Here is a 25599-nt window from a genome sequence, read left to right on the forward strand (position 1 = left end):
CAACTATCGTATAATACCCCTTATATTCAAATTTTTGAATATTTGATTTTATACCATTAATAAATAAGGAGTGGATGCGAAATGTCAGGCTTTATGGTTAATGATCCATCACAACAAGATTCGCTATCCATTCACCCATCGTTGTTAAAAAAAGTGAGCAGGCAATCTGTCATTACGATTGGTATTCAAGCTCTGCAAGAGGTCGGATCCGATCCTATTTGCAAAGTCTGCATTGCCAATGGAGGCTCCTGCTGTAATAGTTGCAGGCATCTTGCGGACGGAATTGGATGTCAGCAACGTAATACAAGTTGTACGGCATGGTTATGTGGGTTTCTTAAATTTTTGTTGTATGAAACAGGCCTGTTACGAGAATGGAATGACTTTTGGGACCAAGTACCGGGACAAGGTTTTCGTGAGGATTTCACCCCAGAAGTTTTCTTCGTGGAAAAGTCGTTACACCTTCCGGACATTCGAAATCTTAGCGAAGCTTTGGCTGCTGATCTTCAGGAGTTAGCCAGAACTCACATTGCGATTGGGTTCATACTTACACTTCGGGAAAAAATAGATAAAAATATTGACCAATTGGAGTATTTTGAAGATGATCCAAAAAAGCAAATCAGCCTGAAAAGAAGCATTAAAATGTTATCAGGTCCTTTTTATCGTTTTCAAAAAGAACTACATGATTATCGTCAAAAGCTTCAGAACACTAAATAACACCCGCAGGTTCTAGATCTGCTAGTTTACGGAGCATCTGCTCCCTCCTACAATTTCTTGGCATTATTAAACCTATGTATTCCATATCCCTTAAAATCTGAAGAAACTATTGATTCCCTAAGAGGACATAAATTGGGTGTAAACCTTAATTCAATTCCCTTACTTAACAGTCTCTCAACCAGTCAATCAATCTTCTCTATACCCATTGGTTTTACGGTTTGATAGGAAATATAATATCCTGCAGTCTTATCAAAAACTTCAAACCCCTCGTCTTCAAATTGGTCATACGATTCGCGGACAATCCCTTGGGAAGTAATAGGAGAATTCATGTTCCGCATCGATTGCCCAAACAACTGCCGGGAAATCCGGTCGATTCTGTTTTTCTCTTGGGATGAAGATTTCAATATCAGCCTCTTCGCTAAAATGAAAAAGCATTCATGCACCTCATTTCTTCCATGATTATACATCTATCAACCAAGGGGCGATAACCATAATGTGTTAATTGATTGTTAGTTGAAGTATACTTCTTCCTGATTATACATTTAAAGATTTCTAATTGTTCTAAGTATTTCTCTTTTTACTTTCTCTACCACGCTATTTTTTTCTTGATTTGCATCAATTATGAGATCTGCCTTTTCCTTTACCCGGATTCCATTGAGTAAATACATCTCCTTGACTCCTCCATATAAATAATCCGATAAAAAATGATCTAGCAAGCTTATTAAAACTTCCGGATCATGCTTTAAGTTCTTAATCAGATCATAGATTCTTCTTCCAAGAGATACCTCGGGACTAACATCCAGGTAAATTACTAAATCTATGAGATCTGCCACTTCATCCCTTTCCTTTCCAAAAGGCTCTTCAAGTAATATGATCTCACCAGGTTTTAATTCTAGTTTTTCTTTTGGTTTCAAATTACCATACTCTTCTGCCCAACCAATTCCCTTATTTAGGATTACGGATTCACCATTTATAAGACAGATTAAATGTTCTCTAAGCAATGGTGTTTTAATTTCATTTGGATCTCCTCCACTGTGAATCCAACTAACAATACTCTCTGGAAAGTCTTTTCTTGATACGTAGTCATCGAAAAACAATGTTACGCAAGACAGTAGCTCTTTAGCTAATTCAATAACCAATGTACTCTTTCCAGACCCGGAATAACCGCTAACTGCAACTACTAAAGGTCTTTGCATCTACATCATCTCCTATAAAAAATATAAGAGCAGATCTCAGTAGAGATCCGCTCTTATTGTTGATCATCATAACATAGAAATTGTGCATTTCAAGTACTACTAAAGATTTTAATGCCTCGAACAGACTGAGTGCAGAACGTCCTGCAGCGTAAGCATATGGTTAGATGATGTATGCAGCGTCTTTATATACTTTATACTCTCATATATTCTTCTCGTCATTAAATTCAATACAAAACGGTTGCGTTTCTGGGCTTAAACAGCACTCAATTCTTTGTCTAAAATCTTTCCATTCAACTTTTTTCAGTGCTTCTTCTATTGAAAAAAAGCCTGACTCCAAGCTCTCTGATGATTGTATTAATTCTCCACCTATAGGCTTCGCTAAAAATAGTGTATTGCAAATTGAATTTCCTACGTTCTGAAATATTCCACAGAATTTGATGATTTCTATGTCTATCCCTGACTCCTCTTTGGTTTCTCTTATGGCTGCTTGACTTAAAGATTCTCCTACTTCAACTTGACCACCAGGCATCTCCCAGCCTCTTCTTGGTCCTTTAATAAGCAACAATTCGTTCTTTTCATTTATTACAATGGCAGCAGCCGAAACAATATGCTTGGGTGGATTCATAAAAGTCTCTCCTTAGTCGTTTGATGTAATTATGATCTAAGGTATTTTTGTTTCTAAATGCTCTTTCACAGGTTTCACCTAACTTTCTTGTATTCACGACGTCGATCTCCCTTAGATCGTTCCTATCTTAGGGAGATCGATGTGTCCAACTGATTCCGTTCCCTATTATCTGAGCTCGCTCCGGGCGAATCCTCTTCAACCCCGGCCGGACCAAGGGGCATTTGCCCCGATGCGTGAATATGGTGTTGTATGACGTACTCAACTTCTGTGAGACTCTTAAACCAACTAAGTGCCCACTCGACTAGTCATAATGTGATCAAAATTCAGATTTATTAAATCCTCTTTCTTAATAAAGAAATATAAAAGACCTGATAAATCCCACTCCATCCCAATATCGCTATCAGAGTCACATTGGAATAATAGCGTTTCAGTTAATGGATAACTACCAAATTGTAAAGTATCTATGTGTCCAAGAAATCTATATCCTATTCCTAGACTATACTTATCTAAAAATTCCGGTCTAAACTTAGACCAGTACAATTCGAGGGTCTCTTTATCAAGGATTATCTGATTATCTTGTAGATAATCGGAATCTGGAATCGTTAACTCTACATTGAAATTTACCGAACAGCTCTCAAAAATTTGGACTCCGCTTAATTCATTTGATGCAGTAACTCTCTGTAGCTGTGAGGTTGTTGGATGGTATAGAACCTTTCCATTCTTATATTGATCAAAATCAAACTCTGGGTCTTCATACCATATTTCATCGTTATAAACATAAAAGAAATATAACACGCCTTCCCTCAGATATTTCTCGTTAAAAGACTGCATTGGTAATTCACTCAAGTTAATTTGAGCTAAAAATGACATGGGTATGTCTCTCCAATGCGGCCAAGAAAAAGATGAGGGTACATCGGGACTCCCCCCAATCTTACTTTTGCCAATCTCAATGTTAATTTCTGCTGTCGGTACGGGTGTTAAAAAAATGCCCGGTTCAATCAATGGCTTAAAGGCATCCCAATAATTTCCTAACCCCGAATCTGTAAATAATTCTTTGATATCATTATAATTTGCTGGACCTATGTATGTGGGCGAGACATCTGACATTTTACGTTCACTCTCCGAGTCATGATCAGAATCATATGTACAACTTGTCATAATATAGATTACGACAATGAAACAAACCATTCGATTTAGCTAGAATTAGACTTGTTTTTTTAAAGCTGTTTTAATGTTTTTATTATTTCATTTGTTATAACTTCAGATCCGCTAATATCCAGTAATTTAAAATAGACACTTCGTAAAAGGTTTTTGGTATTTCCTCTTATAATCTCATCTTGAGGATATATTCCCAATCTTTCAAAACCTCCAAGTTGTTGCACCCAATTAATTATAATATCTTTCTTTAGAGTATTACGTTTTACAATTTGAAGAACGACTTCGGCTATCCTTTCATCTTCACCGTTTGTAAAATAATAGTTATTAACACAAGCCTTTTCCCCTATCAATTCTAAAATAAACAATATCTGTTTATGAGAATAATAGGACGAGGCGACGATTGAATCTAAAGCATCAGCCGCATGTGCAATCGAATGTGCCCATCCCTTGTCTAATACATATCCTCTAAAATCCTTTTCAAGTTCAAAATATAAAGTCACTCTAGAGTATATATATTCATAATCCGTTTCAGTTAAATAATTGGAGATATCGTTGTAATGTAAAGCAAGTGGTATGAACAATACTGAAAAAGAACGCGTAAATACGGTATCTTGATCGTTATCCCCAATTCCATAGAATAAATGATCATCATCTAAGGTAACGTATAATACTTTTCTTACTGTTTCTATACTTAGTTCTTGATTCATTATCCATTTACTTAAAGTTCCATAAATGAGTTGATCCCTTAATTCCTCATCGATCGACCCAATGTGTTGAATCATTTCTTGAACTACTTGATCAATATCTGTTCCCTCAGGAACCTTATAATTATTATCTCTTACATCTCTCAGAAAGCTTTTAATGTTGTTCATTTTTTTCTCCTTTTGTTTAGGGGTTCAGGTACTAAGGTTGCGATATCTCCATCAGGAATACAGGATCGGGAAGCTATTTGCCCTGCTCGGGAACGTAATGTTAGACGATTTTATTAACCTTGATTCATTAACTGTCAAATAATCCTATGTATCGTTTTTCTAATTCCTTATTAAATAAATCTATAGGTCTAAAATATTCTCGTTGATTATTTAGATCTATCGATTTGTAAACTCTATCATTATTCCATCTATTTAAATCATTATAATTATCAAATTCTTTTCTTACTTCCTGCATGATTAGAACACACTCCTATTGTTAGTTGTTGTATAAACAGCTTCCTCGAAGTCTCTCCAACAGCCCACGGGCGTCAGCATGCCCGCTGCGTAAACGCATTGTTATGCGATTCCCTTGCCCATCTTCCAAACTGCTTCAACCTTTATCAATCTTCAAATTTGTTATACCAGAATACTGCTTTTTCATTAGCTGTCGGAAATTTTGAATAAAGCATATTATCAACTCCACCGATAATAAAATTGTTCTTGGAGTAAAACCTACATGCTGAAATATTAACATCTTGAGTTTCGAGCATAAGACCGATAAGTTTATTCTCCTTTGCCCATTCAATTGCTTTCTCTAGTAGTATTTTCCCAATCCCTTTGTTTCTCCAATTCTTTGCAACAGCGATATCTTCTAATAAAGCATAGCCATTCCAATGAGTACTAAGTTGTATTTGGCCTACACAATTATTGTCAACATAGTAGAAGTAGACAGCTTTTTTATCGTTATCTATATAAATTACGTCGATGTCTTCATTGTCATATCCCTTAGTATATTGTTCAGAGAATAGTTCTTCCGTGTAAGTCCAAATATCGTCTTCGTATTTAGGAATTATCCTTCCGAATACTGTCAATTCTTCATTAGCCTTATTAAAATCCTCTATATTTTCATGTGTCATTTTAATAATCATAATCCCAAGTATCTCCTTAGATAGTTTACGTTTACTCAGATTTGCAAGGGAGTCGTAACTGCGGTTAGGGAGTTGAATATGGTTGCTGAGTCCGCTTCTTCGAAATGCTGCTAATACATCTCGTCGGGCGGTCTACTCAATCGGCTGTCCGGTCTATAATATTTAGTTACGATATGGTACAAGGATTTTTCCTTGAAGCCGAGACTCTCGTACAGCGTTTTCGCAGGATTGCCTTTGACTACCTCAAGCTTAACGATCTTTTCACCACGATGCATCATCTCATTCAAAAGAAATGAGACGAAGGCTTTACCGTATCCACGAGATTGCATCTGGCCGAACGGCCACCTGACGCAGCTCACAGCCGTCAATAACTCCACATGCCGCTATTTCACCATCGATATCCATTACAAATCTGTTGTTTCTATCTTTCAAAAAATGATTCCGTTCCCATTCTGAAGGAGCAATATAATACGATGGGAGAATACCAACTCGTTCACGCATTTTGTAAAAAGCCATTTCGCGAATAACATGCCACACAGGATAATCATCATCTTCATACTGCCTGATAGGAAAATGACTTTCAGGAAGAATTTCTCCTTCACGCACCATGATATAAGAAGAATGAAGTATATGGTAACCGTTCTTACATACAAATTGCAGAGAAGACCGATCGCCGTCCATACATGCACCAATCGAACGTTCGACTGCCTCGTATTGATTAAGTAATTGTTCTGCGTTTTCAATAAGCTTGCTACCGATGCCTTTTCCTCTATATTCCTTTCTTACAAAGATTGTCATCTCGGTTCCTCTCCCCTTAAAACCGCTAAAGGAGAGAAATCCCACGGTCACATTGTTGTAACAAGCAACAAATATACCTTCAGGAAAATTGATTTCGGTCTCCAGAAACTTTTCCTTAAAGTATTCATCCCCAAACAACATGGCTTGGATAGCGGATATATCCCTTTCGGGTTTGTAGGGTTCTATTATTAGATTCTCCACCTCGATAATCCTTTCAATTAATAGGGAGGTAACATCACCGTTTTGTGTGTTTTATCCCCTCGTTATAATCATGACATCAATGTATCGCCTGAATCCTATTCCTCGAACCATCTACGTCGACCAAGGGGCGAATGCCTCGCAGTAGGAATGTCATGTGAGTTGATGTAATTGCCATCTCCAAAATACCGTTAAATCATGTTTCCCTTATATGTACTTCTTTCTCTCCATCTTCCCAAACCACATGAATTTCGAATGTCCCATCTTGGAAAAAGAAGGGCATTCTTCTTCTGATAGATTGTTGCATAGGTAAATGTTCTAAATCTGAAATCTTCACCCACTCTGGTATACCTTCTGTGAAATCCGACAATAATTCTCCAGAAAAATCGTTTGTTAAGTAATTTAAAATAATGTGTCTATCATTGGCTTCTTCATTTACATACTCATAGATCCCTTTAAACCTCAGATTTTTAACAATAAGTCCTGTTTCTTCTTTTACTTCTCTGATCGCACCTTCAATTGGACTTTCAGGAAATTCCAATTTACCTCCAGGAGCAATATATCCCTTAAAATTATCATGGGTTCTATTAAGCATTAAAACCCTATCCTCATCTTGCACCATACATAGAGTCCACATCTTATAATTTACATCTTTCATAATTCACCTCATCGATATAACTTCTTCGCAAAAGTAAACGGATTGATCAGGTAATTTCATATTCTCAGCTACTCCATTTATGTATTCAATATCTCCTCTTTATCTGATAATTTCATAACGTCAAATCCATCTTCATTGTGCATTCGCTCCTCTGCCGTCTGACTGGTTATTTTCGCCTATCATACCATAATCATCTATCACGAGACATGACAAAAAAAGACCAGAAACGAACTCCTGGTCCTGGCCTAAACCTATCATAATCTATCTAATCCATAGATCACGCATCATCTTCTCAAACTTGCTAACCTAAACCTTAAGGTTCAAAACCCTTCTGGCTCACAAACAACTGCTCCTCCGGAAACTCCCTGCTAAATCGGTCATAGACCACCTGATAAGCAGCTGGATCGTACCATTCGTGCTCCCCAAGCTCCTCGTACAGAGCCTGAACCGGCAGTCTTTTTGTACGTTTCCCGCCACTGCCATCCCCCATAAAATAATCGTCGATGCACACGCGAGTCACGAGCGGCCGCAGGATCTGTGGGAAAGCCTCCGTGCTCGGAAGCACGGGTGCAATCGCTGCTTGAACGGGAATTCCTGCGTCTCTCAGGAGTGCCAGGACTTTCAGTCTCGCTTGGATCGGCGGGGCTGATGGCGTAAAATGCTTGCGCATCTCATCACGGTCCGTCTCGACCGTCATGCTTACCCGCACGCGTTCTCCTAACTGCTGCAGCAGATCAATATCCCGCCGGACCAACGGACTGCGTGTCTGTACGAGCAGAAAATCCGGCGGTTCGCTGACCATCACCTCAAGCAATGCACGAGTCACTTCTTCCTTGGCCTCAACCGACTGGTAAGGATCGGTGCTGGAAGACATGAAAATCGTGACGGGTCCCTTGGACTTGGCACGCTTCAGTTCTTTACGCAGGATGGCAGCAGACTCGAGTTTAACGTCAACCCAGCTCCCCCATTCCTGATTGCGGAATATCGATACCGGCATTTGCCGGACATAGCAGTAAGAACAAGCGAAGGTGCAACCCGTATACGGGTTCAATGTATGGCTGTATCCATTCAGGAATCCCGTTCCTTTATTGAGCAGGGTCTTCGGCGTTTTATAGAGCACTTCTTGTTTCACCTCGGACACCCCATTTCTACACTTTCTTCTATTATACTATTTCTCTCCTCACAACCCATAATGAATGAGTAAACACACGCGCCCCTCTACTTTGCATCATGAAAAATAATCCCGAGGCTGTATCTGGTACCCGACGTAATCGTGCTGACGCCATGCCGGAGCGTGGTCCGGTAATACCCCCGTGTTCCCTGAACGGGACGATGGTTGGTCGGAAAGATCAACCCCGCTCCTTGTTCCAAGGTGATTACATGGCCCCGGCTCTGTGCCCGCGGCCGCTGCTCGATAAGCAGAAACTCTCCTCCCGAATAATCGACTTCCTTCTCATTCAGAACAAACACCACTTGAAACGGGAAAAATTCATCTCCGTACAAATCCTGATGCAAGCAATTATAGCCGCCCTCTTCATATTTCAAAATCAACGGCGTCGAACGCTTTTGCCCCTGAGCATGGCACATCTCAAGAAACTCATCCAAGCTCGCCGGATACCTCTTCTCATGTCCAAGCTGCGTCAACCAACGGTTAGCCGTCAGCGCAAGCTCTGGATAGAAGCCTTCCCGAAGCTGCTGCAGCGATTCTGGCAGCGGAGCTTGATAATACTTGTACTCTCCGAGCCCGAACCGGTGCCGAGCCATATTGATCGTGCTTCGAAACCGATCCTCTTCCGAATAGGTGTTGATAATCTCTGTACACTCTTCAGAGAGCAGCAGCTTTGGTAGGACAGCATATCCCTGTTCATCCAAAGCTCCTTGTATCCCCGTCCAATCGAGCCCTGCTATGCGTTGCGGCAATGAATTAGGCATAATTCATCGTCTCCCTCATCCTGGCTCGCTCACCCTCAAGCTCCAGCAGCCGGGTCTTCATGGCAAGCCCCCCGCGATACCCCGTCAATGCGCCGCTTTTGCCAATTACCCGATGACAAGGAACTGTTATCAGCAGCGGATTAGCCCCAATAGCCGCTCCTACAGCTCGAACTGCTGCCGGCTTTCCGATCTGGTTGGCGATGTCAGAATACGTAAAAGTCTGCCCATACGGGATCTGGCATAGCGCATTCCATACCGCCATCTGAAAAGCGGTCCCCTTGTAATCCAAAGCCAACTCAAACCGATCGCGTGTCCCCTGAAAATACTCCATCATCTCGGCGGCATATGGCTGCATAGCTTCATCATTCTGCACGATTTCACAGCCAGGGAATTTTGCTTGTACCCAGTCCTCCAACTCTGTTAAAGGCTTATCCTGTGATCCGACGTAGCATAATCCCTGCTCCGTGGCCGCGATGTATACACTCCAGTTATCATGGCGCAGTTGAGTCCAGTTAATGGTAATCGAATGATTGGATTTCATGATCGTGCACCTCCGCACTCGTATTTTTTAAATATTGCCCGCGATAGCTAAGGGGGGTCATCCCCGTTTTCTTCTTAAACAGCGTGATAAAATAAGCCGTGTTCTCCATGCCCACTTTATGGCCGATATCCGAGATCGCCAAGCTGGAATTCGTCAGGAGCTCCTTGGCCTTGCCGATCCGGTAATCCTGAATGTATTCCATCGGGGTCTGACCTTTGACACGCTTAAATATCCGGTGTAGATGGTACGGACTGCCGTGGCTCACATCGGCCAATACATCAAGCGACAAATGATCCATGTAGTGTGTATCGATATACTCGGTGACAAGTTCAATCCATTCGTGGTCCGGCAGACGTTCTCCCGTCGGCTTGCACCTTTTGCATGGCCGGAAACGCTCAGCTTTCGCTTCATCCGCTGATTGAAACACGCGCACATTTTCAAACTTCGGGGGTCTGGATTTACAGGATGGTCTGCAGAAGATCTTTGTTGTCTGCACCGCATAGAAAAACTTGCCGTCACTGTCCTTGTCGTTGTTGATAATGGCCTGCCACTGGGCTTCGGTCGGTTGTATTCGGTTTGCCACGTATCCTCACCTCCGCTAACATTATAACCACAGGATAATCCAGTTGTACGCTTTTTGGAATAGAAGAGCAAGATAACAAAATTATACGGTCTGCATTTATGGTACAACTAGTATGGAAGAGTTCAGGAGCGAAAGGAAACGATGAAGATGCAGAAGCGAAACCAGATACATGACGATAAGCCCTATACTATGGAGAACCACCCCCCCCGGGACAGCTGGGAAGATCATGCCGAAGCCATAAGGCTGTTCGTACCGAAGGAGTTCAGTTTTACGGAGAACCTCAATTATTTGCAAAGATCGCCGAACGAATGTCTTTTTCATATCCGGAATGACAGCATCTACCGGGCTATCCCGCTTGATGGTGACATCGCTGTGATTGAAGTCAGTGCGGAGCCTCAAGAACAGGCGATCCTTGTTCGGTTTTTGGGGAATACCGCCCCCTCCGATCCCTGCAAGCGGGCGGAAGTAGCGGGTTATGTTCGGGACTGGTTCGATCTGAATACCGATCTCGTACCGTTCTATACGATGGCGGAAGCAGATCCATTACTCAGTCAAGCCGTTCAATCCTTCTACGGGCTTCGCAATATGGGTATTCCCGATCTGTTCGAGGCTTTGTGCTGGGGCATTCTGGGGCAGCAGATTAACCTGGCCTATGCCTATACGTTAAAAAGACGTTTCGTAGAAGCCTTCGGCCGCCGCGTGGAATGTGAAGGAGAGGTTTATTGGATTTTTCCAAGACCTGAGGACATTGCACCGCTGCGTGTTGAAGACCTGGACGGGCTTCGGATGACCGTGAAAAAAGGCGAGTATCTTATCGGAGTGGCCCAGCTTATGGTAGAAGGAAAATTGACCAAGGAGCAGCTGCTTGAAGCAGGTAGCTTGAAACAAGCGGAGAAACAACTGGTCAGCATTCGCGGGATCGGACCATGGACGGCCAATTATGTGTTGATGCGCTGTTTGCGAATACCGGCCGCTTTTCCCATCGATGATGTGGGTTTGCACAACGCCATCAAACATCTGCTGGGCTTGGAGGTCAAACCGACGAAGAAGGAAATACTGGAGCTGTCGGCAGCATGGGCGAACTGGGAATCCTACGCCACCTTTTATCTGTGGAGGTTTCTCTATTAAAGTTCAAACATAATAAAGAGGACGTCTCCCTCTTCTGCCATCACTGACAGCAGGGAGACCTCCCCTATTTAGCAAACCCTTTGATCCGAAGAATCAACTATTCGATGAAGTACAGTTTACCGTCAACCTCGAGTGAGATCGCGGATTGCGACAAATCGTCTTTAAGCTTCTTCGCATAATCCACCACTTGATTAAGCGAGTCCTTGTCAAGCTTCTCGGCAAACGCGTACACGATCGTTACTTTTTCCTTGATCAGTGTTTTGTTATTGTCCACCCATGCCCCTTCACCCGGAATCGCCGTTGCCCCGCCAAACCAGCCGGACAGCTTTGTCAGTGTTTGGTCAACAAACTTCTGATGAGCTGCATCCGTAATCGGAATATCTCCCTTCACCGTTGAAGGCACGTAAATCTTAACGACATGATCCAAATGGAACTGATCGTTCAGAGCACTCTGTGTAATGGCGGTTGCCGTAGGATTGCCCTCTGCACTAAAAGACTGCTGAACCGGTACTACGATAAGTGTTAACAATAATGCCGCTGCAAAAGCGATAAGCCAACCTTTTCTCTTCATGTCCATTTCTCCTTTATGTATGGTCTCGTATCCCGTACAAGCATGGCATTTCAGTTCTCCAGTGCAACCTTCCTGCCATCCGCACGATACAAACTAGCACATATTATATACTGGCCTTTGCTTATCAGCTATGGGACATACGGATTATATTATGCGGAATCATGTAAAAAAGCCGATATTCCCGATAAACAAACTACGAGAATTCGACTTTTGATGATTACAGCGCTATTTTATCGATCCGATCCAGGATAAACTCTCCACCGAACGATGATCCATGCTGCCGTTCAAAATAGCTTGAACATCATGCAGCGTATCCTGCAAATGCACCCGCTCGCCAGGTAACCCGGTGTAAGCCTCGGCAACGTAAAAAGGCTGCGTAAGATAAGCCTCAAGCCGTGCTCCACGCTCATAAACCTCCGTCTCGGATGCCGGAATGGCCTGCAATCCTCGCACTTGAACCAGTGAACGCAGCTCGCGATAACGGCGCAGCAGCTTCTGGGCCCGCTGTTGGACCGATAAGTGAGCCTGATCCAGATGAACGCCTTCCGATACGGAAGATGTAGAATATAACGGGTTCACGGCAGGAAACATATGTCTGGCCGCCAGATCGGCATCGAAATACCACAGCGTCTCCAGCGGACCGTAAGGCATGTCTTCATCGACAACCGCACCTTTAAGGTCCACAAGAAAAGTCGTGACCTGCCTCAAACCCTCTTGTTGGAGACGTTCCTGGAGGTCATAGATTTTGCCGGTCAAGACATGCTCCCGGTCCGCTGCAAACACAATCTCTTTATCGGGATTTGCATTCGTCACAATGGAATAGGTTTCTCCTATAGAATTGGCAACCCGTTCTACATCATTCAGCATATCCTGCAGCTCGGGATATTCGCCTTCCGGCTTCAGCAGAATCGTCATATACCCTTCCTGCTTGAAGTGATGAAACAATTCACCGAGCAGCACCAATTGGCCCATTCCGGGACGGGCGACCAGCCCGACGGTACCGCCTTTGGCCAGAGGAGCAAATAGATCAAGGGGCTTAATGCCCGTTTCGATCATCTCCACGCTTTCCCCGCGCAGGATCAGTTCATCCAGACTGCATTTTGCCAGAGATGCCAATGCGGCAATGGTGCGGACTTCCGCCCGACCAACGGGAATTTTTCCTGTGCATAGGTTGGAGACCGTGGCTGGCCGTAATCCCACGGATTTGGCTGCGCTGGTCAGGTTCGGAACCCTTTGTCGTAAAAGTGATACATTCAGCTTCAGATTGTCCAAGTGCGTACACCCTTTTTAGTGATAGATTGATGGTTCTGCCTAATCTCTTTTTAGAAAAGAGTCTGCGGTGCGGACAAACACATCCACATCCGGTTCAAAAATATTATGATCATGCTCCTCGAACGCCACGATGCTTGCCTGAGGCAGCGACAGCTTATATTGTTCCACTGCTTCTAATGATAACCCGGGATGTGGTTTTACGCCACGGATAATAAGGACTGGGCATGTCAATCGGGTTAAGTCGTTCCACAATTCGACCTTAGCCGATTCATGTTGCAGCGCCTGTAAAGCCGATGTTTTCATACGGTCGGACAGCTTCTTTCCTCTCCAAGACGGTAGCGAAGCGAAGAATTCCACCCATCCCGCTAGCAGCTGGGTATGAACCGCGGGATAGTCTCCGATGATCAGGCCTTGAATGCGTTCCGGATTCTGAACCGCGTAGCCTAACTGATAGGACACCCCTCGGGAGTATCACATGAGTACGAATTGCTCAAGTTCAAGATGACGAATGGCTGCATCAATGTCGCTAATATGGTATTCAAGCGTATATCCCAAAACAGGCGAATCACTTCGGCCCCGGCCACGAAGTGTGATGACAACGATATGTCTGGGCGTCAGCTTTTCCATTATGGCGATGTAATCCTCAGCCGACTCGGACAATCCCGGGATGATGACCAGTGAGGTTTGTTCATTCCTAAGCTCCCGATGTACCTCCGTAACGTGAATATGCACCCCTTGGTTATTGACCATCTTCTCGTATAACTGCAGAATAGACCTCCTGAAAAATTGTTGTTTATCTATGCAGTGTGATCATAGGGTTATCTCTCTTTTTATCCTTCTGAGCCATCCCCCTGCACTCCCTTTCACCTCAACGCCCCAAAAGGTAAAAATGCGTGCACGCCCTTAAGGATGTTCACGATCTGAGTTACCCGCAGATCCAATGTTAAGGTGGCGTAGGCATACGCCTCCGTTCTTGAAATAGTGTAAAGCTCGGTCATGAGATCAAGCATCCCGCTTAAGGCCATCCACATGGCTTCGTCCAGATCCTCGTGGAACCCCATCGTAAGCCACCCGGTACTCGTCTTGGCTCTGGGCATCGTTATGGGCATGTCGTCACGGACATGAAAGGTTAGACACACCTTATCCATGGGGCATTCCAGGGCGGGACCGCTAACTTCGCCGTCGCCCTGAGCCGCATGTCCATCCCCTGTTGAGAACAGCCCGCCATCCACAGGAATCGGCAGGTACAACGTGCTGCCAGCTGTCAACTCTTTGCAATCGAGATTGCCTCCATATGGGCGCGGCACAAAAGTCGTATGCTTGCCTTTTTCCTTCGGCGGCATGCCCATAACCCCCATAAACGGTTTCAGGCCGATGCTGTACTTGAAATCTCCGAACTGACTTCTGCCTGTCATTGTCCTGGCATCCAATTCAAAATCCAGCGTCACTTCCTTGGTGTTGGTCATGCCCAGCTTCTCGTTCCAATAACTCGGAAAACCTCCGGCAGAGGTCCACCCCCACGATCCGGGAATTACTTCGTTGATCTGAATCTCCAATGTAAGTCCGGGTTTAGCCCCTTGAATATGGACGGGACCCAATAACGCATGCCCAAAATGCTCCTCCTGCCGCTCCGGCTTGCGCTCCGTAAACTTCGTTCTCGCCGCGCCCGGGGCAGCACGCTTCTCCAGTCCCCAACCCGCATCTAAAGTTTGATACACGACAGTATCCCCAGACTGAATGTATAGGGCAGGCTCCAGTTCCCTGCTAAAAAATCCATGAAGCGTATGAATATCCGGTTGTAGCATATGAACCTGTGACATCCATCTTTCTCCCTTCACAGCCATAATCAGAGTGGTCATTTCATGTCTCATATTCACTCTGTTACTCTATAAGGTATTTTAAATTACTCTTAGAGTCAATAATAAATTACTTCAAAACGCAAAAATAATTACTCTCAATACATTCTGTTGCTCAATTCCGATTGATACTAAAGGGTCGTTGCAGCACAAAAAAACCGTCCGCTGCGCAGCTTCACTGCGAGGGACGGTTCATCACCATGTTCACTTAAATTTCATATCAGCTAATGATTGAGCGTTCATGGGAATTATGCCCGTTACTATACTTCCCATCATTTTCATTGCACTCTATCAGGTTGATCTGGCGCATAGTTCTTCTTTGGAAACGCCATGTGCACCCTTAAAGAGCTCCATTTATTCACACTATCACCTTACCGGCAGGTAAGCAATAACACCTCCTTTATATAACCTCCCGCTCATCATTATCCGGAAGCTCTGGGAATGGCGCATGAGGCTCGGCCTGATACCAGAACGCCGTCGATGCAATATCGCTCTGCTGCGGAAGATACCTTCCTCCCGACCTCCAGCCGAGATCCTGAATGGTCACGCGAAGATCGCTTTGAAAGCGGATCGGATCCATGACATGCCATCGATACATGCCAAAACGCTGCTGACTTCGATACAATCCGTCCGGCTTCAGCACTTGGTGCATCCCCAGATATGGCGTCGAGTAGGTTCTATAGGTACCCATCGGCTGCTCCCAGTTCCAGGCTCCGCCAAAATAATCTTCCGTTCCCGTACCGCATAGGGTCGGATAATCCTGATCCCCGTCCATATAGAATTTGATCTCGCCTTCGCCCCACCAGCCGTTATTGTTCACCTGCCAGGCGAGGTATGTCCCTACATAGTGCCCGTGTCCAGTCACCCCATCCAGAATGGTGTAAACCTCTTTATAAGGAACGGGATTCGTTCTCCGCCACTGCGCATGAAAATAAGCCTCATCTTCCGGGATGTCCGTCAGCGTATAGTCAATTTGATAGTAAAGGACTGCCTTTTCCGGCGCACGGTTCTCCATCGTCAATCGGGCTTGCTTGCGAAAGGGCATCTGCCAGTAGCTGTTCATGCCGCCGGCCGGATTCACGGCAACCGGAATCGAATTGACGTCGCTGCGCTCGCCCCATCCGTTACAGAACAAATCGCCGACGGGTACCTCAACCGAAGGGTCTTTCTCATCATCCCAATACATTCGGATAATCAGATTGCGCCACAGTGTTGGATGACAGGTAAGCCAGATATGCTGAATCGCCCCGGGGCCCTGAATGTCACCCATCGTAAAGGTTTCTCCCGGTAAAATCTCCACGGAAGGGGAGACCTTCCAGCCCACGCCTAAATCCCTGGAAGCCGCTGCACCCGTGCCATCGGTGGCCATGCCGCCCTTTCCTTTTTCACCGGTAAAATTCTCCGCGCTGATGGATCTCGTCTGCGCATTGGACAGCCGGGATAAATTTCCGAGGTGCATGTTGAGCCCATTAAAGTTCATCATCTGTTATCGCTCCCTTAGTATGTGATATCGTATCCGTACCGCTCTTTCATGACGAACGAGGCCTGCAAAGCGGCCATCCCGCGTTCATTTAGGTGTTCATTCATGCATTCATTCCGGGTTTACCGCTCCTTAATGCCTTCAAGCGTTTCAGCACCCCATTTTCGCCTCTGCCCAAATAATCATGAAGTCCTTTATATTCCTTGTATAATTGGTCATACACACGAACATGAGCTTCGTTCGGCTTAAAAGTGTCTTCTCGAACACGGGCCATCGCTTCCGCCGCCTCTACGATGCTCGCAAAGCCTCCTTGCTCTTTGCCTGCCACCACGGCGCCGAACATGGCTGCGCCAAAAGCAGCCGTCTGGATGGTATCCGCTACTTTGATTTCTTTGCCGGTAACGTCAGCATAAATCTGCATCAGCAGCCGGTTTCGCTGCGGCAATCCGCCGCAAGCATAAAGCTCATCGACTTCTACGCCGCTTTCGGTAAAAGCCTCGATGATCGCCCGCGTTCCAAAGGCAGTGGCCTCCAGCAGCGACCGGTATATTTCCGCCGGCTTGGTCTTCAGGGTCAATCCAAGGATGACACCGCTAAGATCAGCGTCCATCAGGACGGAACGGCTTCCATTCCACCAGTCGATAGCCAGCAGTCCACTTTGGCCAGGCGCATATTGCGCCGCTTCCTTCTCAAGCCACTCATGAATGCCAAGGCGCTCTTCGGCAGCCTTGCGCCGGACATATTCTGGCACTGCCTCATCCACATACCAGGCGAATATATCGCCAACGGCCGATTGTCCGGCCTCATACCCGTAATAACCGGGAATGATCCCGTCCTCGACGACACCGCAAATGCCTTCACCCGTCACTTCCTTGTCGCTTAAAACCAAGTGGCAAGTAGAGGTGCCCATGGCAAGCACCATCTTACCGGGGGTTACTGCACTGACAGCCGGCACCATGGCATGGGCATCGATGATAGCTACAGCTACCGCAGTGCCCGGCAGAAGCCCGGTTAAGGCTGCCATCGACTCGGTTAATCCGCCCGCTTTTGAACCCAGTGGCTTGATCGGGCCTCTCAGCTTCGTCTCCACAAGGGACCCGAACCTCGGATCAAGCGACTGCAGGAACTCCTTGGACGGATATCCCTCCCTTTTATGCCAATTGGCTTTGTAGCCTGCGGTGCAGCTGCTCCGTGCGAGCTGACCGGTCAATTGCATGACCACCCAATCGGCAGCCTCCATAAATAGTACAGCTTGCTCATACAGCTCAGGAGATTCATTCAGAATCTGTAAAGACTTCGCAAGCATCCACTCCGAGGACAGCTTTCCACCATAGCGTGCAAGGAATTTCTCCCCTCGCCGCTTAGCGGCTTCATTGATCAGGTTCGCTTCATCCTGCGCCGCGTGATGCTTCCACAGCTTTACCCAGCTGTGCGGATTGTCCCTCCATTCCTCCAGCAAGCACAGCGGAGTCCCGCCAGCATCCAGTGGCATCATCGTGCATGCCGTGAAGTCAATACCGATTCCGATGACTTGATCCGGTGATACGTTTGCCTCCGACAGCACACGCGGGATGGATTGCCGAAGCACCTCTATGTAGTCGTCCGGATGCTGCAGCGCCCAATCCTGCTCCAGCTTCAAACCCGAGAGGACCAGCACCTCGTCCATGACTCCGTGCGTGTACGGCGTAACATGGGTAGCAACTTCTTGCCCTGTCGTGATATCAACCAGTAGAGCTCTGCCCGATTCCGTACCGAAATCCACGCCAATGGTGTATAACTGTTTCATGTTATCTGCCTCCTATTTGTACAAAGGACCATAAGCTGTGCATGCCCGGTATTCGGCCGAGACCGGCTCCAGTCAGCCGAAAGCGGTCAGGCGCTTGGCCGGAATATCAGTGCCTCCTGTGCATGCATACTGGAATGCGGAGTATCAATCAATTTAATTGTTTCACTTCATTGCGGTATATCTCAAAAGCCGGTTCGGACAGCGGAGCTTCTTGGCGAATTCGGTGTAGAAGAATCTCTCCGGCTTTGATTCCCATGTCATAAGGATGCTGTTCTAGGTAAAAGAGTCCCGATTCCTTAAGTAATGGACCGGCCTCTACCTCACCGAAAGAGGCTACAGCCATGTCGGTCGGAATCTTGAGACCGCTGCGTACAATCTCAAGCAGAACGCCAAGACTCATGCGGTTATTCAGGGATATAATAGCGGTTGGCCGATGCTCCGACCCCAGAAAATGCCGTACTGCTCGGATTCCGTCCTCTGTAGAAAAGTCACCGTTATACACCTTGGGTTCCTCATTCAACCCGTATTCCTTCATCGCCTTCCGAACACCGTCAAGACGTTCCCTGCCCGTGCTGGATCTTGTCGGACCGTTTACCACACCAATAACCGTATGCCCATCCTCAAGCAGCTTCCGGGTTAGGCGGGATGCGCTTTCGGTATTGTCCTCGGCTACCAGATCGAGATTCATCCCCGTTTCCTGAGAGTCCAGCTTCCGGTCTACGAGAACGATCGGCATTTTGGAATCCGCCAGCTGCTTGATCGCTGGATCATTACCGCCTGACGTCGCCAGTACGACAGCGTCCACGCGCTTTTCCTGCATAAGCTTAAGCAATCGTCTTTCCTTGTCGGGATTCTCATCCGAGCTGCAGAAAATAAGTTGAAAGCCCTCTTTGCCTACAATATCCTCAATGCCTCTGGAAATGCCCATAAAATAAGGGTTGGAAATATCGGGAACGATGACGCCGATCATATAGGTTCGGTCCTGCTTCAGACTGCGGGCGATGGCGCTTGGACGGTAATTCAACTGGTTCACCGCCGCCATCACTCGCTCTTTAATCTCATCGCTTACATAATCGCTGTCGTTCAGCACTCTTGAAACGGTTGCCGTGGATACTTCTGCTGCCGCTGCTACTTGTTTAATCGTTGCTTTTGCCAAACATTGTTCACCTCAAAACGTTATGATACCTATATGTAATCGATTACGTAAACGTTTACATTCACAGAGTACAAGATGGGACGTGCTTATGTCAACCCTCTTTATTAAAACTTCGGAGAGAAGTTTAATCGAGCTTTTTGTAGAGCTTCAACTTATCTCAATCTTGGTGGATTGGAAGGCTTATCACGCTCAAATTCTAATAGAAAAAAAGCCCCGTACCATCATGCACAATGGTTATAGGGGGCTCGATGTACTGCTGCAAGATTCCACAACTGTCCACCTCTTATTTGGGAACCAGACTGTGTTATTTTGGGATCAGACTTCAAGAGGCTTGAATTTTAAATACGTGTTGCTCTTCAATATCGAACTGACCCTTGCGATCGTATCCTTTCTAATGGGTAGGCGGGCCACTTTACTAAGCAAAACCCAGCGCAGACAGGCTATAGCTTCAAAAAGCTCGAGCTCATCTGCTTCGTAACGGTTCTCGGTACAAAATACAGCACGGTAGAAAGAAGCTCGCTTTTCGCTCACATATATCCACATTAAGAATATCGACCAAGCGATGTCATACCTGGGATCGCCCATTTGGACATTAGTCCAATCGATGACGGTCAACTCGTCTTCCATCTCAAGAATATTGCCCAGATGGTAGTCGCCATGGATGACACAATCTTGTTTCATGTTCGCACGCTGAACAAGCTCCATCAATGGCTGTTTGATATCGGGAAACTCATCAATTCGAGGATAAAAATAGGAGATGAAATCATATCTCTTCAACCCAGAGCCTCTCTGGCTATCCAGGGGAAGCTTATGTATATCCATTAGCATCTTAGCAAGTTTCATTAGTTTAGGCTGATTCACATTTTGAACGGGAGTACCATCGTAACTGGTCAGCAAAACTGGGTTGCCATTCCGGTCTGTCCCCCAGCCTAAAGGTTTCGAAACCGCGCTTCCATGCGTGCACAATGCATTCAATATGTGATATTGCATCTGAACGTTGGGCTTGGAATCTTTATTCCAAACCTTTAGTACATAGTCTGCCGTTAATGTGGTGATCATCATCACTTCTGCCTCCATCCCGGAATCTAATGGGACGGCATGGAATGAAGTTTCATGCTTGAGCAATGACTCAAGCGTCTCGTTTTTCTCCAACCAATTTATTTCTCGCAAATTACGTTCCTCCGTCATTATGCAACGACTCGATGGTCGTGAAAATATGGGAATAGACAGCTTTAATATTGGTCTCATTCATTACGTCATTGTACAAACCGTAACCCCAGTATTGATCACCCTTGCCATAGTATCCTGTTGCGTACATATCCGTTGAAAGATCCGGAACCTCATCGTAGGACAATTCTTCGATCGTGAAGGGGACATGAGATTTTTTAGACTCGATATAGAAAAAAGGCACTTCAGCCTGATGATAAACTTTTGTATACTTGGGCTCAGAAGCTTCCACCAGATGTTCTTTGGTTATGAAAACAGCGTCAAGCTCCGCGGAAAGGTCTAGATCCTCTAGCTGCTGAAACGTAACCTCCCTAAAATCCACATGCCCCTTCTCCCTAACTTGCGGTGTTTCTCCGATCACACCAATAACGAGGCTTCTGCCCTTATAAAGGGGCATATCGATCGAATCTCGTTGAGCATTGCCATTTATCAGAATAACAAATACAAGCAATAGGATTACTATTATTTTTCTCTTCATGAGATCTCCTTCGTCAATTTTCCCTTTCTCACCAACGCATTCCATGTCTCTTATCCCATTACTCTTTCTTTTTTATACTTCTTCCTAGCGACAACAACATGCGTATTATCCAATAAATCACCATTACATTTAAAAAATAAAGCAGCAGTTGAATGTGAACGCCTTTAATAAACCAAGGACTGCTATCCATGTGATCCGGATAATACTTGATAAAAAATCTGAACGGAAATCCATATTCGATTCGTGGTGTACTCTCACCCTCTGCCCATATTTTACCCGGGAACACAAGGATGGTTAACAGAGCCAGCCATGCCGAGATATTCAATATCCTCTTATCTATTCTCATACGATCACCTCCATATGGATGATTTCTAACATCTGAGCACGAGATCCAACACCATCTTTTCTAATAACTCCATATTATGTGTATTCCTGAGCTTCGTAAACATTTATCTTAACCTTTGAAAACATATCTGTATAACAAAAAAACCGCGATCCACGCAATTTTTCGATGGTTCAATCCATTTAATTATTTCTTAGCGACTCTTCTCCGCTCCCCGATAAGAGGAAATTCACCGATCCGAAGCCTGGCGCTTCCGTACGGAACTAACTCCAATTCCGTAATGGGCTGTCCGTCCGTGTTCGGATGCAGCGGAGGGTTTCCGGCATTATTGCCTTCCATTTTCCAATCCCGAATCAGTTGACCTTTAACCTTCACCCTGACAGGTGCATCCTTCGCCAGGAACGGCTGGCGGACCATATCCTGCTCAAGTACCTCGAATGACGTATCGGCGACCAAACCGTACTTCCACGGGGATGCAGGGTATATCTCCCAATCGTGGAACATGTCGCGCTGCCGGATCATCTGCCAGTTCTCCTTCACGGGTAGCACATACACCAGCGGCCCTCTTTCAATGCTGGTAGCGTACATGCTGCGCGACACGGTCTTCACTTCCATGGGCAAATGAATGTCCAATCGGTCGCCGTTCTGCCAGTTCTGCACGATTCTTGTATAACCGGACTCCACCTGGAATGGCAATTCGCGCCCATTCAGAGTTATGAGTGGATCGTCACACCAAGCCGGGATGCGCAGCGAAAGAGGAAACGATGCCGCGGATTCCAACGACAATTTAATTTGAATCCGATCCTTGAACGGATATTCTCCGGTTACCTCGACGACAGCCGGAACTCCTTGACGACCGGCCGTGGTCCTCACCGTGCATGGGGCATAGGAAACCGCAACAAGCCCGTCCTCCTGATCCTTCATCCACAGATGCGATGTCAGCTTGGGCCAGCCTTGATGCATATTGGCCGTGCAGCATCCGAAGTTCGGCTCCAGACCGAAGACGTTGGCGTCCGGACTGTTGCTCCAGGCTCGCGGAGCGACATTGCAGATCATCTGGTTGACTTGCTGATCATACTGATGCGAGGTCCAATCCGGGGAGATGGCGGCAGGCAGTGCATTAAATGCAACCTTCTCCAAAATATCCCCGAAACGTCCGTCCCCGAAAATACGCGTCAGCTGCTCCATCGAGAACATATACTCCACGACGGCACATAATTCTACGCCTTGACTCGGATGGGTGCCGGATAACCATTCGTCTCCGGAGAACATGCCATGCGCTTGGCCGTGATACGTCATCAGGGAATCGATGCCTCGATGTACACTTTCCCGCTCCACCGAATCGCCATTCAGTTCAAACAATACGCCCGGCGTTTTGATTCCCATCGCCACATTCACGACATGGGTTGTCCAATCCCACTCTTCGACCTTGCGCCAGAACGGAAAATCATGAAAGATGTCGCTCCAGTCCGTTGTTTGTCCGGCAACGATATCTGCAAGCTCTAACAGAAAGGGTTGCGCCGTACGTTTATGCAGCCACACGATGCACAGCAGCATCTCCGCTCCCCTTGTTTGGGCCCAGCCCCGCAGCGGCTGTTCCTCGATAACCGAATGGACATAAGTAAAAAACTTCGTCAGAAAAGGGACGATCCGTTCATCGCCCGTTGCTTCCTCATGCTGCATCATCACTTTCAGCATGATCATGTAATGCCACCAGTCCTGCTCCTTATCGATATCCTGGTTCACGGAGGTAATGCGCACCGGACCGAACATGCCATTCTCCTGCTGGCTCGCAAGCGACCACTCGATCCACCGATTCGCTTTGGCAATCAAAGACTCATCTTCGAGCAAATAAGCTAACGGAAGCAAGCCGTCGACATAATACGGTCCCCGTTCCCAGCTCTCTCCCTGGCCTCCAAGCCACCCGTTCTCATCCCCTACGTCTTTCCACTGTTCTTCCAAATGTCCGGTAAACCCGCTTGCTTGAATCTCCAACTGACTCTTAAGCCAGCCAGCCGGTTTAATTGCTCCTAATGGCAAGCTGTTAAACGCAGTCTCATGCAGCATCAACTTCCACGCTCCTTGTTTCTGTCTTGTTGGTGCACACTCTGGTAGAAATATACCATCTGGGCCAGGCGTTACCCTATACACAGAAACAACATCTTTTTATCCGATTGCAACATGCTGTCTTATTGAATCCGGAACAGTAAAACGATTATCATAGAGAAAAGTTCGTTTGAGGAGGAGGCCTGGTCGCAGATGATCTTCCAGTTCACAGCGCCGCCGCTACCGCACTATATGATTTGTGGAGAAGATACCTATCAGGTAGGAGACCAACATCCGGATCGCTATAACATTGGGGTCTTTGATCTGATTCTGGTGACAAAAGGGGCGTTATTTCTGGAGGAGAACGGAGTTGCTTACAGGGTAAAGAGCGGCTGTCACTTGATTTTAAGACCCGATGCCGCGCACCGTACGTATCTGCCCTGTCAGGAGGAGACCCACTTTTATTGGCTGCATTTTCAGACGTGCGGTCGTTGGATTGAAACGGAGGAACTGACCCTTTTTGCCTTATCGCAAACCGATCAGCCTATTGTACAGATCGAGAGTTTCTCTTTTTATATACCCAAGTACGGAGAGCTACCTTCGATAGAGCAAGCGAGACTCCTGATAGAGCAATTTCAGAACCTTCAGCCATTGTCTTCTTCGTCGGCACGCTGGAAGCAGGAGCAGCTGCTGCATGAGCTGCTCCTGCTGTTTCAAGCCGAAGAGGATGGAATCCAGCATCAGAATCCTCAATATGCCATAGCCGAACGAACCGCCAACTATTTGAGACAACATTACAAAGAACCGGTTAGCTATCAGAGATTATCCGATGCCATGCACTTCCACCAGAACTATCTGTCGATCTGCATGAAAAAAACGTTCGGCTGCACGCCCCTGGAATATCTGACACGGCATCGGATCGAACAAGCCAAGCGATTATTGATCCACACCAACGATCCGATCGGACGCATTGCGGAAGAATCCGGATTCGGCTCTTTTCCGTATTTCATTCGCTGCTTTATTCGTTATACAGGCTTCAAACCCAAATCCTTTAGGCAGAAATACCGTTCCTAACAGAGCGTTCACAGCACCTCGGTTGCTTAGAATACGCTTCGTACCAAGCCCCCGTCGATTCGAAGCGCTGAACCGTTAATCGCCGAGGATTTGGGACTGCTGAGATACGTAACAAAATCCGCAACCTCCTCCGGTCGAATCAATCGCTGAATAATGGAAGTCGGCCGATTCTCCTTCATAAACCGCTGCTCGGCTTCTTCGATCGATAGATCCTCATCCGGATATAGCGTATTCAGCATCGTTTCAACGCCTTCCGTAAGAGTGGATCCAGGCATGACGGTATTCACCGTGACGCGGGTTCCTGTCGTCAGCTCGGCCAAGCTCCGGGAAAGGGACAGCTGCATCGTCTTGGTTGCGCTGTAATGCGCCATCTCCTGAGACGGCATGACGGCTGCTTCACTCGCGATAAAAATAATTCGACCTTCATTGCGATTGATCATGTTCTTCAAATAGTGCCGGGTTAACCGAACACCGCTCATAATATTGGTCTCGAAGAACCTAAACCACTCCGCATCAGGGATATCGAAAAATTCAGCAGGCTCAAAGATCCCTAAATTGTTGATCAGAATATCGACGACCGGAGCAGCTTCCCTGACCTGATGACAGCCCTCCTCCGTTCCGAGATCCGCCACAGCAATACGCAGCTCGGCGTCCGGATGCACAGCGTGAATGTCATGGATCGTCTGCTTTACTTTGTCCTCATGTCTTCCATTTATTATGACGGATGCTCCCTCGGCTGCAAGCGACATGGCAATCGCTTTGCCAATGCCGGATGTCGAACCCGTTACCAATGCGACTTTTCCCTTCAGATCCAAATTCATTATACTCTCTCCTTCCGTTATGTAGGAATGGACCCTCCTGATTCCCGTCGTTACCGCCCGAGGTCCAGGAGAGTCACAATATTTATTACACTACTATCCTTGCGTAAACGCAGATTTT

The 25599-nt window shown here is 46.1% G+C and carries 31 protein-coding genes; 3 read left to right on the plus strand and 28 right to left on the minus strand.

Annotated elements, in window-relative coordinates; genetic code table 11:
* Positions 1 to 81 precede the first annotated feature (81 nt).
* Positions 82 to 714: a hypothetical protein gene (locus NYE54_RS20175; RefSeq protein ID WP_339265707.1), complete on the plus strand. Its 633-nt coding sequence runs from the start codon at positions 82 to 84 to the stop codon at positions 712 to 714.
* A gap of 47 nt (positions 715 to 761) precedes the next feature.
* Here the strand turns inward: NYE54_RS20175 and NYE54_RS20180 are convergent, their stop codons facing one another.
* From NYE54_RS20180 to NYE54_RS20250, 15 genes are all read right to left on the minus strand, one after another.
* Positions 762 to 896 carry a DUF6886 family protein gene (locus NYE54_RS20180; protein WP_339273580.1) on the minus strand — a complete coding sequence of 45 codons (135 nt, stop codon included), beginning with the start codon at positions 894 to 896 and terminating at the stop codon, positions 762 to 764.
* Positions 897 to 996: 100 nt separating this feature from the next.
* Entirely contained in the window at positions 997 to 1149 is a 153-nt protein-coding gene (locus tag NYE54_RS20185) for a DUF6886 family protein (protein ID WP_339265709.1), read from the minus strand.
* A 107-nt stretch (positions 1150 to 1256) separates the two neighbouring features.
* Positions 1257 to 1910, minus strand: a complete 654-nt coding sequence (locus NYE54_RS20190; RefSeq protein WP_339265711.1) for a hypothetical protein — start codon at positions 1908 to 1910, stop codon at positions 1257 to 1259.
* Between the two features lie 199 nt (positions 1911 to 2109).
* On the minus strand, positions 2110 to 2535 hold the full coding sequence (locus NYE54_RS20195; RefSeq protein ID WP_339265713.1) for an NUDIX hydrolase: 426 nt from the start codon (positions 2533 to 2535) through the stop codon (positions 2110 to 2112).
* Between the two features lie 285 nt (positions 2536 to 2820).
* Complete coding sequence (locus NYE54_RS20200) at positions 2821 to 3642, minus strand: YwqG family protein (RefSeq protein WP_339265715.1); 822 nt, start codon at positions 3640 to 3642, stop codon at positions 2821 to 2823.
* Positions 3643 to 3752: 110 nt separating this feature from the next.
* Entirely contained in the window at positions 3753 to 4565 is an 813-nt protein-coding gene (locus NYE54_RS20205; protein WP_339265716.1) for a DUF2785 domain-containing protein, read from the minus strand.
* A 127-nt stretch (positions 4566 to 4692) separates the two neighbouring features.
* Positions 4693 to 4860 carry a hypothetical protein gene (locus NYE54_RS20210; RefSeq protein ID WP_339265717.1) on the minus strand — a complete coding sequence of 56 codons (168 nt, stop codon included), beginning with the start codon at positions 4858 to 4860 and terminating at the stop codon, positions 4693 to 4695.
* 145 nt (positions 4861 to 5005) lie between these two features.
* Complete coding sequence (locus tag NYE54_RS20215) at positions 5006 to 5533, minus strand: GNAT family N-acetyltransferase (RefSeq protein ID WP_339265719.1); 528 nt, start codon at positions 5531 to 5533, stop codon at positions 5006 to 5008.
* Between the two features lie 110 nt (positions 5534 to 5643).
* Complete coding sequence (locus tag NYE54_RS20220) at positions 5644 to 5862, minus strand: GNAT family N-acetyltransferase (RefSeq protein ID WP_339265721.1); 219 nt, start codon at positions 5860 to 5862, stop codon at positions 5644 to 5646.
* Complete coding sequence (locus tag NYE54_RS20225; protein ID WP_339265723.1) at positions 5840 to 6532, minus strand: GNAT family N-acetyltransferase; 693 nt, start codon at positions 6530 to 6532, stop codon at positions 5840 to 5842. The genes NYE54_RS20220 and NYE54_RS20225 overlap by 23 nt, the downstream gene beginning before the upstream one ends.
* A gap of 193 nt (positions 6533 to 6725) precedes the next feature.
* Positions 6726 to 7187 carry an 8-oxo-dGTP diphosphatase gene (locus NYE54_RS20230; protein ID WP_339265725.1) on the minus strand — a complete coding sequence of 154 codons (462 nt, stop codon included), beginning with the start codon at positions 7185 to 7187 and terminating at the stop codon, positions 6726 to 6728.
* A gap of 313 nt (positions 7188 to 7500) precedes the next feature.
* Positions 7501 to 8319 (minus strand): radical SAM protein, encoded by an 819-nt coding sequence (locus NYE54_RS20235; RefSeq protein ID WP_339265727.1) that lies wholly within the window; start codon positions 8317 to 8319, stop codon positions 7501 to 7503.
* An 86-nt stretch (positions 8320 to 8405) separates the two neighbouring features.
* Entirely contained in the window at positions 8406 to 9119 is a 714-nt protein-coding gene (locus tag NYE54_RS20240; RefSeq protein ID WP_339265729.1) for a 2OG-Fe(II) oxygenase, read from the minus strand.
* On the minus strand, positions 9112 to 9660 hold the full coding sequence (locus NYE54_RS20245; RefSeq protein ID WP_076321878.1) for a methylated-DNA--[protein]-cysteine S-methyltransferase: 549 nt from the start codon (positions 9658 to 9660) through the stop codon (positions 9112 to 9114). The genes NYE54_RS20240 and NYE54_RS20245 overlap by 8 nt, the downstream gene beginning before the upstream one ends.
* Positions 9632 to 10243 (minus strand): bifunctional transcriptional activator/DNA repair enzyme AdaA, encoded by a 612-nt coding sequence (locus NYE54_RS20250; protein ID WP_339265731.1) that lies wholly within the window; start codon positions 10241 to 10243, stop codon positions 9632 to 9634. The genes NYE54_RS20245 and NYE54_RS20250 overlap by 29 nt, the downstream gene beginning before the upstream one ends.
* A 189-nt stretch (positions 10244 to 10432) precedes the next feature.
* Between NYE54_RS20250 and NYE54_RS20255 the strand changes: the two genes are divergently transcribed.
* A complete protein-coding gene (locus NYE54_RS20255) occupies positions 10433 to 11371 on the plus strand; it encodes a DNA-3-methyladenine glycosylase (RefSeq protein WP_339273582.1) in 939 nt (312 codons plus the stop codon).
* Positions 11372 to 11468: 97 nt separating this feature from the next.
* Here the strand turns inward: NYE54_RS20255 and NYE54_RS20260 are convergent, their stop codons facing one another.
* The 12 genes from NYE54_RS20260 to NYE54_RS20315 form a co-directional block, all read right to left on the minus strand.
* Complete coding sequence (locus tag NYE54_RS20260) at positions 11469 to 11942, minus strand: DUF3574 domain-containing protein (RefSeq protein ID WP_071220445.1); 474 nt, start codon at positions 11940 to 11942, stop codon at positions 11469 to 11471.
* 225 nt (positions 11943 to 12167) lie between these two features.
* Positions 12168 to 13214 (minus strand): hypothetical protein, encoded by a 1047-nt coding sequence (locus NYE54_RS20265; RefSeq protein ID WP_339265733.1) that lies wholly within the window; start codon positions 13212 to 13214, stop codon positions 12168 to 12170.
* A 39-nt stretch (positions 13215 to 13253) separates the two neighbouring features.
* Positions 13254 to 13673, minus strand: a complete 420-nt coding sequence (locus NYE54_RS20270) for an alpha/beta hydrolase (RefSeq protein ID WP_339265734.1) — start codon at positions 13671 to 13673, stop codon at positions 13254 to 13256.
* A 12-nt stretch (positions 13674 to 13685) separates the two neighbouring features.
* Complete coding sequence (locus tag NYE54_RS20275; protein ID WP_339265736.1) at positions 13686 to 13964, minus strand: hypothetical protein; 279 nt, start codon at positions 13962 to 13964, stop codon at positions 13686 to 13688.
* Positions 13965 to 14077: 113 nt separating this feature from the next.
* Positions 14078 to 15034 (minus strand): acetamidase/formamidase family protein, encoded by a 957-nt coding sequence (locus tag NYE54_RS20280; RefSeq protein WP_339265738.1) that lies wholly within the window; start codon positions 15032 to 15034, stop codon positions 14078 to 14080.
* A gap of 436 nt (positions 15035 to 15470) precedes the next feature.
* Entirely contained in the window at positions 15471 to 16553 is a 1083-nt protein-coding gene (locus tag NYE54_RS20285) for a glycoside hydrolase family 172 protein (RefSeq protein ID WP_339265740.1), read from the minus strand.
* Between the two features lie 100 nt (positions 16554 to 16653).
* Entirely contained in the window at positions 16654 to 18336 is a 1683-nt protein-coding gene (locus NYE54_RS20290) for a ribulokinase (RefSeq protein WP_339265742.1), read from the minus strand.
* Between the two features lie 148 nt (positions 18337 to 18484).
* Positions 18485 to 19492, minus strand: a complete 1008-nt coding sequence (locus tag NYE54_RS20295) for a LacI family DNA-binding transcriptional regulator (RefSeq protein WP_339265744.1) — start codon at positions 19490 to 19492, stop codon at positions 18485 to 18487.
* 315 nt (positions 19493 to 19807) lie between these two features.
* The gene (locus NYE54_RS20300; protein WP_339265746.1) at positions 19808 to 20662 is read right to left on the minus strand and encodes an aminoglycoside phosphotransferase family protein; all 855 of its coding nucleotides are present in this window, start codon (positions 20660 to 20662) and stop codon (positions 19808 to 19810) included.
* Between the two features lies 1 nt (position 20663).
* Positions 20664 to 21197, minus strand: a complete 534-nt coding sequence (locus tag NYE54_RS20305; protein ID WP_339265748.1) for a hypothetical protein — start codon at positions 21195 to 21197, stop codon at positions 20664 to 20666.
* A gap of 58 nt (positions 21198 to 21255) precedes the next feature.
* The gene (locus NYE54_RS20310; RefSeq protein WP_339265750.1) at positions 21256 to 21543 is read right to left on the minus strand and encodes a hypothetical protein; all 288 of its coding nucleotides are present in this window, start codon (positions 21541 to 21543) and stop codon (positions 21256 to 21258) included.
* A gap of 183 nt (positions 21544 to 21726) precedes the next feature.
* On the minus strand, positions 21727 to 23607 hold the full coding sequence (locus NYE54_RS20315) for a beta-L-arabinofuranosidase domain-containing protein (RefSeq protein WP_339265752.1): 1881 nt from the start codon (positions 23605 to 23607) through the stop codon (positions 21727 to 21729).
* A 192-nt stretch (positions 23608 to 23799) separates the two neighbouring features.
* Here NYE54_RS20315 and NYE54_RS20320 point away from each other — a divergent pair, with 192 nt between their 5' ends.
* Positions 23800 to 24660, plus strand: coding sequence for an AraC family transcriptional regulator (locus NYE54_RS20320; protein ID WP_339265754.1), 861 nt, complete (start codon positions 23800 to 23802; stop codon positions 24658 to 24660).
* Between the two features lie 26 nt (positions 24661 to 24686).
* Here NYE54_RS20320 and NYE54_RS20325 read toward each other — a convergent pair whose 3' ends face one another.
* Positions 24687 to 25481, minus strand: a complete 795-nt coding sequence (locus NYE54_RS20325; RefSeq protein WP_339265756.1) for an SDR family oxidoreductase — start codon at positions 25479 to 25481, stop codon at positions 24687 to 24689.
* Positions 25482 to 25599 lie beyond the last annotated feature (118 nt).

It is taken from the genome of Paenibacillus sp. FSL K6-1330 (genome assembly GCF_037976825.1).
Lineage (GTDB): Bacteria > Bacillota > Bacilli > Paenibacillales > Paenibacillaceae > Paenibacillus_AQ.